Origin of the sequence: Kribbella turkmenica (assembly GCF_004348725.1) — a bacterium.
GTDB classification, from domain to species: Bacteria; Actinomycetota; Actinomycetes; order Propionibacteriales; family Kribbellaceae; genus Kribbella; species Kribbella turkmenica.
Genome location: NZ_SMKR01000083.1, coordinates 22,004 through 31,935 on the forward strand (window position 1 = coordinate 22,004; position 9,932 = coordinate 31,935).

The 9,932-nt window shown below is 69.4% G+C and carries 10 protein-coding genes; 1 reads left to right on the forward strand and 9 read right to left on the reverse strand.

Annotated elements, in window-relative coordinates:
* The first annotated feature begins 16 nt into the window (after positions 1–16).
* Positions 17–694: a FadR/GntR family transcriptional regulator gene (locus E1218_RS19600; protein ID WP_132322191.1), complete on the forward strand. Its 678-nt coding sequence runs from the start codon at positions 17–19 to the stop codon at positions 692–694.
* A gap of 30 nt (positions 695–724) precedes the next feature.
* Here E1218_RS19600 and E1218_RS19605 read toward each other — a convergent pair whose 3' ends face one another.
* The 9 genes from E1218_RS19605 to E1218_RS19645 form a co-directional block, all read right to left on the reverse strand.
* Positions 725–1,504, reverse strand: coding sequence for an enoyl-CoA hydratase/isomerase family protein (locus E1218_RS19605; protein WP_132322193.1), 780 nt, complete (start codon positions 1,502–1,504; stop codon positions 725–727).
* The gene (locus tag E1218_RS19610) at positions 1,501–2,595 is read right to left on the reverse strand and encodes an extracellular solute-binding protein (protein WP_132322195.1); all 1,095 of its coding nucleotides are present in this window, start codon (positions 2,593–2,595) and stop codon (positions 1,501–1,503) included. The genes E1218_RS19605 and E1218_RS19610 overlap by 4 nt, the downstream gene beginning before the upstream one ends.
* On the reverse strand, positions 2,595–3,809 hold the full coding sequence (locus E1218_RS19615) for a CaiB/BaiF CoA transferase family protein (protein WP_132322197.1): 1,215 nt from the start codon (positions 3,807–3,809) through the stop codon (positions 2,595–2,597). Before E1218_RS19615 ends, E1218_RS19610 begins: the two co-directional genes overlap by 1 nt.
* Positions 3,810–3,825: 16 nt before the next feature.
* Entirely contained in the window at positions 3,826–4,944 is a 1,119-nt protein-coding gene (locus E1218_RS19620) for an aldose 1-epimerase family protein (protein WP_132322199.1), read from the reverse strand.
* The gene (locus tag E1218_RS19625) at positions 4,941–5,681 is read right to left on the reverse strand and encodes an SDR family NAD(P)-dependent oxidoreductase (protein WP_132322201.1); all 741 of its coding nucleotides are present in this window, start codon (positions 5,679–5,681) and stop codon (positions 4,941–4,943) included. The genes E1218_RS19620 and E1218_RS19625 overlap by 4 nt, the downstream gene beginning before the upstream one ends.
* 10 nt (positions 5,682–5,691) lie before the next feature.
* Positions 5,692–6,846, reverse strand: coding sequence for a mandelate racemase/muconate lactonizing enzyme family protein (locus tag E1218_RS19630; protein WP_132322203.1), 1,155 nt, complete (start codon positions 6,844–6,846; stop codon positions 5,692–5,694).
* Between the two features lie 3 nt (positions 6,847–6,849).
* A complete protein-coding gene (locus tag E1218_RS19635) occupies positions 6,850–7,677 on the reverse strand; it encodes a carbohydrate ABC transporter permease (RefSeq protein ID WP_202866097.1) in 828 nt (275 codons plus the stop codon).
* 3 nt (positions 7,678–7,680) lie between these two features.
* Positions 7,681–8,595: a carbohydrate ABC transporter permease gene (locus E1218_RS19640; protein WP_132322205.1), complete on the reverse strand. Its 915-nt coding sequence runs from the start codon at positions 8,593–8,595 to the stop codon at positions 7,681–7,683.
* A gap of 20 nt (positions 8,596–8,615) precedes the next feature.
* Positions 8,616–9,932 (reverse strand): ABC transporter substrate-binding protein (locus E1218_RS19645; RefSeq protein WP_233712331.1); only part of this gene is annotated, 1,317 nt, incomplete at its 5' end.

Below are 9,932 nucleotides of genomic sequence, written 5' to 3' on the forward strand. Positions count from 1 at the left end.
CGCCAGGAGGAGCCGGATGGCACTGACCGACGTCGCGATCGAGAAGATCAAGGCGATGATCCTCGACGGCCGGCTCAAGCCCGGCGACCGGCTGCCGCGGGAGGCGGATCTCGCCGAGCAGCTCGGCATCTCGCGCAGCCCGCTGCGCGAGGCGGTCAGTGTGCTGTCGATGCTGCGGATCCTCGACGTCCGGCGGGGCGACGGCACCTACGTGACCAGCCTGACGCCCGACCTGCTGCTGGAGACGATGGGCTTCATCATCGACTTCCACCAGGACTCCGGCATCCTCGACCTGTTCGAACTGCGCCGCGCCCTCGAGCCGATGGCGGCCGAGAAGGCCGCTCGCCTGATGAGCGACGAGGACGCGGCGCGGTTGCTGGCCCTGACCGAGGCCGTCGACGCGGACACGCCTGTCGGCGAGGTGGTGGCGAACGACGTGGAGTTCCACCACCGGATCGCGGCGGCGGCCGGCAACCCGGTGCTGTGCTCGTTCGTCGACAGCGTCGCCGGGCGGACGCAGCGCGCCCGGATCTGGCGCGGCGTCACCCAGGAGGACTCGTTCGAGCAGACCCAGCGCGAACACCGGGCGATCGCCCTGGCCATCGCCGACCGTCAGCCGAGCGTCGCGGCCGCCCTCTCTTTGGCCCACGTCGCCGGCATCGAGAACTGGATCCGCCGCAACCTGGCCCACTAACCGACCACCACCTGCTGACCTTCATCCAGGTCAGGACCGGGTGAACCGGGGGGTGCGCTTCTCGGCGAACGCCGCCCGGCCTTCGGCGGCGTCCTGCGTGGCGAAACACACTGTCTGGATGTCCCGCTCGTACGCGATCGCCTGATCCAGCGGCAGGTTGTACGCGGCTGCCAGGTTGGCCTTCGCGGTCTCGACCGCGATCGGCGCGCGGGACGCGATCGTGGTCGCCAGCTCCAGTGCACGCGGCAGCAACGCGTCGGGGTCGACCACCTCGCTGACCAGGCCCCAGCTCAGCGCGCGGTCGGCGTCGATCGGGTCGCCGGTCATCAACATCACCGCGGTGTTGCCGGGCCCGATCGACCGGGCCAGCAACGCGGACATGCCACCGCCGCCGATCCAGCCGAGCTTCACCTCGGCGGCGGCGAAGCTCGCGGCCGTCGAGGCGATGCGGATGTCGCAGATCAGCGCGGTCTCCAGACCGCCACCGAGCGCGTGGCCGTTCACGGCCGCGATCACCGGTTTGCGCAGGACCTTGAGCGAGTCGCAGTAGTCCTCGCGGTTCCGGAACTCCCACGGCGTCGCGTACTTGTCGAGCTCTCGGATGTCCGAGCCCGCACTGAATGCCCGCCCGGTCCCGGTCAGTACGACTGCGCGGATGTCGTCGGCCTGGTTGCAGTACCGCGCCAACTCGACCAGTGCGTCGGACATCTCCTGGGTGACGGCATTGAGCTTGGCCGGCCGGTTGAGTGTGATGACCGCGACGTGTCCCTTCTGCTCGAACAGGACTTCCCCGGACGGCGATGTGGTCACGATGCGATCCTTCCTCCGACGTACTGACTGTTGAGCTGCTCCAGGCCCGCGCTGATCGAGACCGCACCGGCCACGACCTCGCGCACCAGATCACCGGCGGCCGACTGGAAGCCGACGTACCCGGCATGGCGAGGGCGCACCCAGGACTCCGAGATCGTGCGCAGCGTCGCCCGGTAGAAGTCGGACACCGGCTCGTTGACCTGGTCCGACGTCCAGGCGCTGAGCCGCGACGGCTGCCCGGCGTGTGCCGGGATGAACGATTCCTGCGCTGTTGCCGACAGCAACCACTTCAGATGGTCGAGCAGCTCCGGCGTGAGGTCGCAGCGCGCGCTGACGGCGAGGCCGGTACCGCCGATCGTCGAGCCCGGCCGGGATCCCGGTGACTCGCTCGGAGCGTCGGTGAAGGTGACCCGGCGATCCAGCCGCGCCGACGCGTAGTTCACGTACCCGTACACCAGCGGGCAGTGCGCCAGGGTGTCGTCCGACGTCATCTCGGAGAGCAGACCGATCGGGTCGAGTGTCACGGTGTGCCGCGGCGCGCGCCTGGTCAACTCGACCATCAACTCCAGGGCGCGCCGGCCGGTCGGCCCCGAGACGAACTGCTCAGCCGCTGCGGGCTCCTCGCCCAGCGCGACGCAGATCGACGCGAAGGTGAGCAGAGCGTGCGGACCGGCCAACGAGAGCGCGACGGGTGTCCGGCGCGACAGCTCGACGACCTCGGACCACAGCCGCGGCGGCGCCCCGACCAGATCCACCCGGGTGGCCGCCACCTGGGTCGCGGCATCCAGCGGCAGCGCCCACAGCCGGCCGTTCATCCGGTACGACGCGACACTCGGGCCGACGAAGTCGCTGCCGACGATCTCGTCGAGCGACTGCAGACAATCGTGCAACAGCGCATCACCGAGCTGCGGATGGTCCAGCACGATCACGTCGTACCGCTCGGCCAACTGCTCGATCGGTGTCGACTCGAACCCGCTCAGCGGGTGCACGTCCCAGACCAGGTCGATCCCGCAGTGGCCGGCCGCGGCAACCAGCGCCTCCCGGCCGCGCGGATGGTCCCAGGTCAGCCCGCGGTACGGCGTACGTCCCATCACGGCACCGGGTCCGGCAGGCGGGTCTCCGCGACCACTCCGTTCGCCAGCAGGCCGGCGATCTCATCCGGCGTGAACCCGGCCTCCTCGAGCACCTCACTACTGTGCTCCCCCATTAGCGGCGCGCCGCGCTCGATCGTCGCGGGTGTCTTCTCGAAGCTGTACGGGAAGCCCGGCGTCCTCACCCGGCCCTCAGTCGGGTGGTCGTACTCGACGAAGGTGCCGTTGTGCCGGATCTGCGGATCGTTCACGAGCTGCTCGTAGTCGTAGACGGGCCCGCACCAGATGCCGGCCGCGGTCAGTTCGTCCAGCCACTCCGCGGTCGTCCGGAGCAGCAGACGCCGCGCGGTCGACCGGAAGATCTCGTCCCGGTGCGTCCAGCCGTGGACCTCGGAGTCCATCGTCAGGAAGGTGTCCTCACCGATGACCCGGCCGAGCGTCGGCAGATCCGGCATCGCCAGCGCCAGGAACCCGTCAGCGGTCTTGAAGGTCCCGTACGGCGCCCTGATGTAGACGTGGGCGTGGGGCTCGGATCCCCGCCGCTGCGGCACTCCCCCCGCGGTGAACACCGACAACTCCTGCATCTGCAGCGTGGTGATCGCGTCCAGCATGTTCACCTTGACGAGTTGTCCCTCGCCGGTGCGCTCGCGGTGCAGCAGCGCGGCCAGCACCGCCTCGAACGCGGTCGACGCGGTCACCGCGTCGACCAGGTACTGCCCGGCCGGCTGCGGCGGCTCACCGTGCCGCCCGGTCGACAGCATCGCCCCGGACTTTGCCTGCAGCAACAGATCCTGGCCCGGGAGATTGCGGTGCGGGCCGTCCTCGCCGTACCCGGACATGGACACGTAGACCAGCCGCGGATTGATCGCGGACAGCGTCTTGTGGTCGACGCCGAGGCGCTCGGCCACGCCCGGGCGGTAGTTCTGCAGGAACACGTCGGCGGTCCCGACCAACTGGAGCAGCACCTCCTTGCCCTGGGCGGACTTGAGGTCGACGGCGAGCGAGCGCTTGTTCCGGTTCAGCGACAGGAACGACACGTTGACGGCGTTGCCGCGCGCGCCGCCGGCCGCGGCGTGCCGCTGCCACTCGCCGGTCACCGGCTCGACCTTGACGACGTCGGCACCGAGGTCGCCGAGCCGTTGGGCGGCGAAGGGTCCGGCCATCGCGATCGAGCAGTCGAGGACGCGATAGCCGTCGAGGATGCGGTGAGTCATGGGTCCTTCCGGGTCGTCAGTCGGGTTGGCCGGCGACGCGGCGGATCGCGTCCCGGGCGGCCGTGGTGGCCTCGGCGCCGTCGAGCACCCGGATGGTGGTCCGGTAGCTGCGGGACTCGCCGTGCTCGAGCCACGTCATCGAGCCGTCCGCGCGGGCCGCGGCGTCGCCGCTCACGTGGTGGGTCGACGGTTCGAGGCCGACGGCGTACTGGCCGCTGCGCAGGTTCTGCCACTCGAAGAAGCACGGCATCGTGTCCGCGTCCCAGCTGACCTCGACCCCGAGGGTGCTGTCGCCACGGATCAGCGCGACCCGGTGGCGGCCGCCGTCGTCGGCGACGAGCCGGTGCTCGTACACCTGCTCGACGAATCCCGGCTTCGGGTCGGGCTGCACCCGGTACGAGACCCCCTGCTCGGCCACGGAGTCGCTGCGCCAGGTGGTCTCGGCGATCGGGGCGACGAACTCCGTGCCCGCGTCCACGATCGGCCAGCCGAAGTTCAGGTGGTACAGGAACATGTGCGGCGTCCGCTCGAAGCCGAGATTGTCGACCACGTCGTACAGGCGGAGCTCGAGCCCGTCGAAGTCGACCTCGATCGTCCGGGTCAGCCGCAGGTGCTCGCCGAACGACGTCGACTGCACGACCTCACCGCGCACCCGGAAGGTGCACCGGTCGCCGTCCCACACCTCACCCGCCTCCAGCAGCCGGCCGGGGATTGCGGTCAGCCGGCCGTGCAGGCCGTGCGCGACGGTCTGCTTCGGTGGGTAGCGATAGTGGCCGGCGTCGACCTCGTCGCCGAAGAGCGTGTGGTCGAGCCCACCGGACACCAGCAGGCCGTCGAGCGCGCGCAACCAGGACAGCCCGCCCTCGTCGTTGTGCTCGTGCAGCCCCGGATGGCGGAACCCGTTCCCCGACCGCCAGCCGATCGGCACACCGCGGAACCTCGCCGGCCCGAGATCGAGCGCACGGTCGACCAGCACCTCGACCTCGAGACCGGCGGAGCTGCGCAACTGGACCGCGCGCACGCCGCGCTCGACCCCGTTGCTCAGCTCGACCTCGCGGACACCCGCGACGCTCGACAGGTCGCCGGTCCGCTCCCGCAGCGCCGCGACGGACAACTCGTCTCCGAACACCTTCATTCCATCACCCATCCACCATCGACGTTGAGGGTCTGCCCGGTGACGAACGACGCATCCGGGCCGACCAGGAACGACACCACCGACGCGATCTCGGCCGGCACACCGCGCCGCTTGATCGCCTGGTGGTCGAGCACGAACGCGGTGTACGCCTCGGGGTTCTCGTGGATCGTCTCCGCCTTCGTGGGGAACGCCCCCGGCGAGATCGCGTTCACCCGGATGCCCGCCGGACCGAGCTCACGCGCGAGCGCCCGGGTGAGCGCGACGGCCGCACCCTTGGTGCTGACGTAGCTGGCCAGCTTCTCCCAGCCTCCGTGCCAGGTGATCGACGCGATATTGACGATCGCGCCCGATCCGCGCGGAGTCATCGACCGGGCCGCGGTCTGGGCGGCGACGAAGTACGCCCGCTGGTTCACCGCGACGACGTCGTCGTACTCCTCGACCGGGATGTCGAGCAATGGGGTCGCCGGATAGATCGCCGCATTGTTCACCAGCACCTGCAACGGTCCGAGCCGGTCCTCGGCCGCTCCGATCGCTGTCCGCAGCGCGGCGGCGTCGCGAAGATCGACGGGCAGTACGGCGCACGGGCCGCCCGCGGACTTGATCACGGCCTCGGACTCGCTCAGACCCTCGCCGGGCAGATCGAGCAAGGCGACGCCGTACCCGTCCGCCGCGAGTCGTCGTGCGATGGCCCGTCCCAGCGAACCACCGGCTCCGGTCACTACAGCTGATCTGGGCATGAGACCTCTCTCAGGGGCGGATCGCGGGCTTGCCGACGAGGCGGCGCCCGGCGCGGTCGGGGCGGACGTGCGGTCCGGCGTTGTTGCCCCAGTCGGCGGCCTCGCTCAGCCGCGCGATCGCGTCCTCGTCGACGGTGTAGCCGAGCCCAGGCGACTCTCCGAGCACGAGGTGACCGTCGACGATCTCCTGGTCGGCGGTGATCCCGGCCGGGGCGGTCAGGTCCTGGATCTCGATCGACAGATGATTCGGTACGACGGCCGCCGCGTGGCCGAGCGGGTTCCCGTCGTACCCGACCGGGCTGATCGGCAGGTCGAAGGCGTGCGCGAGCGACGCCACGCGCAGGAAGTGGGTGATCCCCCAGACGCTGCCGGTCTGGACGACGTCCACGGCGTTCGCTGCCAGCAACGGGCGGAACTGCTCGAGCCCGGTGAGGTTCTCGCCGGTCGCGACCGCCGCCTTCACCGACTGGGTGACGAGTGCGAGCCCGTCGACGTCCCAGCGGCGGACCGGCTCCTCGACCCAGGCCAGGTCGACGTGCTCCTCGATCCGGCGGATGTGCCGGACCGCCTCCTTGCGCGACCAGGACTCGTTCGCGTCGAGCAGCAACGCCGGCGTGTGACCGGTCTGCTCCTGGTACACCGCGCTGACCAGGTCGAGACGGCGCAGATCGGCGGCCACGTCGAGGCCGCCCTTCAGCTTGACCGCCCGCAGCCCGCGCTCGGCGAACTGCTTGTGCAACCGGCCGAGCTCCTCGTCGCCGAGCGGTCCGTCCAGCCCGGACGCGTACGCCGGGACGACGTGGTCCCGGGCACCGAGAAGACGCCACAGCGGCTGCTCGGCCGCCTTCGCCTTGAGGTCCCACAACGCCATGTCCAGGGCGCCGATGGCCCCGAACACCGAGCCGGCGTGGCCGCGCTTGAACACCCAGGCGAGCATCCGGTCGTACAGCGCCACCACCGCACGAGGGTCCTGCCCGTCCAGTGCGGGGAACACGACGTCGATGCCTTCGAGCGAGCCGAGCCCGACCCCTTCCAGCCCGGTGTCGGTGGTCAGTACGACGATCGGCACCGACGTCTTGCCCGAGTTCACCGCTCCGTTGGCGTCACCGATAGGCCGGCCCCAGTCGTGCACCGTGGCGAGGGTGCGGTATCCCGTGATGCGCATGCCTTATCCCTTGGTCGCGCCGGCGGTCACGCCGTCGGTGATCTGTCGCTGGAAGAACAGGTAGATCGCGATCACGGGCAACGCCGCGACCAGTACTCCGCCGGCGAACAGCGGAATGTTGTCGGAGTACTGACCCCGCAACGCGGTCACGCCGACCATCAGTGTGCGGTTGTGCTCCGACTGCATGACGAGCAGCGAGATGAGCACGTCGTTCCAGCAGAACAGCGCGTTCAGGATGCCGACCGACAACAGGGCCGGCAGCCCCAGCGGCAGCATGATCCGGCGGTAGACGCCGAGTGTCGTGCTGCCGTCGACCCGCGCGGCCTCGACCACCTCGGCCGGGATACGCGAGTAGAAACTGGTCATCAGGAAGATCGTGAACGGCAGGAACTGCCCGGTGTAGGCGAGGATCAGCCCGAAGTGGGTGTCCAGCAGCCCGGTCTGCCCGAGCACCCGGAAGAACGGCACCATGATCACCTGGAACGGGATCATCAGCGCGCCCAGGCAGACCAGGAACAGCCACCGGCGGCCGCGGAAGGTCAGCTGGCTGAACGCGAACCCGGCCATCGAGCCGAGCAGCAGCAACAGTGCGACGGCGCCGGCGGTGACGACGACCGAGTTGACGGTGTACCTCCCGAGGCCGGAACTGTTCCACGCCTCGGCGATGTTCGCGGCGGTCACCTGGTCGGCCAGCGAGAACCGGTCGAGCACGTACTCCCGCCGCGACTTCATCGCGACGTTCAGGGTGAACAGCATCGGGTAGATCGTGGCCAGCGCCAGCCCGAACATCGGCACGGCGACGACCCAGCGGCCGATCCCACGTTCCGGCACCGGTCAGGCCTCCTTCGTCGCGCGCTTGATCAGCCGGACCTGCGCCAGCCCGACCAGCAGCATCAGGACGAACAGCACCATCGACGCGGCCGACGCCAGCGCGGGGCTGTTCATCTGCCCCTGGGTGACCCAGATGTAGAACTCCGGCAGGTACGTCGCCCCGCCAGGACCACCCGCGGTCATCACGTAGACCAGGCCGAACATCCCGGTCAGCATCCCGATCATCGTGGTCACGAAGACGAACTGGATCGTCCGGCTGAGCTCGGGGATCACCACGTGCCGCACGGTCTGCATCAGGTTCGCGCCGTCACACCGGGCGGCGTCGAGCAGCGACTGGTCCAGGGTCGAGAAACCCGCCATGAAGATCACCAGTGCCATCCCGAACGTCGCCCAGATGTGCACGCCGATCACCGCGAAGATCGCGACGTGCGAGTTGCCCAGCCAGTCGACCGGAGGCAGCCCGGCCTTCGTCAGCACCTGGTTCAGCGGCCCGTCGAACGAGAGCAGGATGTTGAAGATCGCGCCGATGATGACCGGCGACAGCACCACCGGGAAGAAGTACACGCTGCGGTAGAACCGGTGACCGGGCACCTTGAGGAACAGGAACGTCGCCAGGATCCCCGGCACCGCGACGGCCACCGGCAGTGCCAGGAACAACAGGCCGACGTTCCGGATCGCCGTCCGGAAGACCGGATCGCCGGCCAGCACCTGATAGTTGCTCAGGCCAACGAACACCCCGTTGCGGGCCCCGTCCCCGGTGAGCGAGTACTGCGCACCGAGGACGAGCGGGACGATCCGCAACCCGACGATCACCAGCAGAGCCGGCGTCACCAGCACCAGGGCGGCGACCTTGTGTTCACTGACGTGCCACCGGCGGACCGCCGTCGTACGCTGCGGGGCCGTGATGGCCTCTGCCATGCCGGACTCTCCTACCGAGGTCACTTGTCGGACGCTGCCAACTGGGTGAGCGCGGCGTCGACGGTGACATCACCGCTGATCAACTGCTGCGACAGCCGGTGCATCAGGTCGAGCGTCTTGGCCGACAGCGCGGTGTGCAACAGCGGCTTGCTGTCGGGCAGCCAGGAGACGATGACGCCGGCGGCCTTCACGTCGACCGACGAGGTGTCGACGGTCTTGTCGGCCGCGATCGCACCGGCCTTGTCGAAGAACAGCTTCTCGGCCTCCGTGCCGGCCAGACTCTTGATCAGGTCGACCGCCAGGTCCGGCGACTTCGTCCACTTCATCACGCCGTACCCGATGCCGCCCTCGGCCGGCAGGAACGTCCGCGAGACGTTCGCCGGGTTCAGCACCGGCGGCTTGTAGACACCCAGGTCCGGGCCGAGGAACTCGTCGAAGTCCTTCCAGTGCGCGGTGTCCGAGATCAGGCCGATCACGTTGCCGCCCTTGCCGCCGGAGAACATCGTGAACTGGTCCATGAACATGGCGGTCGAGTTGACGCCCTTGTTGTACCAGCCCTCGTCGTTCGACTTCTTCCACAGGTCGAAGATCTGCCTGACCTCGGGCGACTTCCAGTCCCGCCGGCCGGCCAGCCAGGCGTCGTACTGCGCCGGGCTGAACACGCCGGGCGCGAACCCGGACAGGAAGAACTCGATCCCGATGCCTTCCTTGTTGCCCAGGTTGAAGCAGGCGTTGCCCGACTTCTTGATCGCCGCGCAGCCGGCTTCCAGCTCGGCCAGCGTCTTCGGCGGCGTCTCCGGGTCCAGGCCGGCCTTCTCGTAGACGGCCTTGTTGTAGTAGAAGGGGAAGCCCTGCAGGGTGATCGGCACGGCGTACGTCGTACCTGCGCTCTTGAACGCGTCCCAGCCGACGAGCCTGTCCTTCAGGTCGCCGGTCTTGTCGTCGAGCGGCAGCAGCGAGCCGGCGCGCTCGCGCATCTGGGCGCCGCCGTTGAACATGGCGACGTCCGGTCCCTTGCCGGCCTGGATCGCCGTACCGAGGAGTGTGTAGTACTGGTCGTACGGCTGGGCGACGTACTCGACCTGCACACCCGGGTGCTTGGACTCGAAGTCGGCTTTCGCCTTCGCGTAGTACTCCTTGGTCTTCGCGTCTCCCGAGTGCCAGTCCCAGACGACAAGCTTCCCCGTCCCCGCACTACCCCCCGACGCAGCACTCTGCGGCGCAGCCGCGCCACACCCCGCCGCCACGACAACCAACGGCGCAGCCACCAGCGCAACCCACCGCCCCCGCGCCTTCCGACCGACGGCGCCCGCGGTCCGGCGCCGGCTGAACACCGT

Bases quoted from the DNA above. Each gene is read 5' to 3' on its own strand.
- E1218_RS19600 (WP_132322191.1), top strand. From the start codon at position 17: ATGGCACTGACCGACGTCGCGATCGAGAAGATCAAGGCGATGATCCTC.
- E1218_RS19615 (WP_132322197.1), bottom strand. From the start codon at position 3,809: ATGACTCACCGCATCCTCGACGGCTATCGCGTCCTCGACTGCTCGATC.
- E1218_RS19640 (WP_132322205.1), bottom strand. From the start codon at position 8,595: ATGGCAGAGGCCATCACGGCCCCGCAGCGTACGACGGCGGTCCGCCGG.
- E1218_RS19630 (WP_132322203.1), bottom strand. From the start codon at position 6,846: ATGCGCATCACGGGATACCGCACCCTCGCCACGGTGCACGACTGGGGC.
- E1218_RS19610 (WP_132322195.1), bottom strand. From the start codon at position 2,595: ATGGGACGTACGCCGTACCGCGGGCTGACCTGGGACCATCCGCGCGGC.
- E1218_RS19625 (WP_132322201.1), bottom strand. From the start codon at position 5,681: ATGCCCAGATCAGCTGTAGTGACCGGAGCCGGTGGTTCGCTGGGACGG.
- E1218_RS19620 (WP_132322199.1), bottom strand. From the start codon at position 4,944: ATGAAGGTGTTCGGAGACGAGTTGTCCGTCGCGGCGCTGCGGGAGCGG.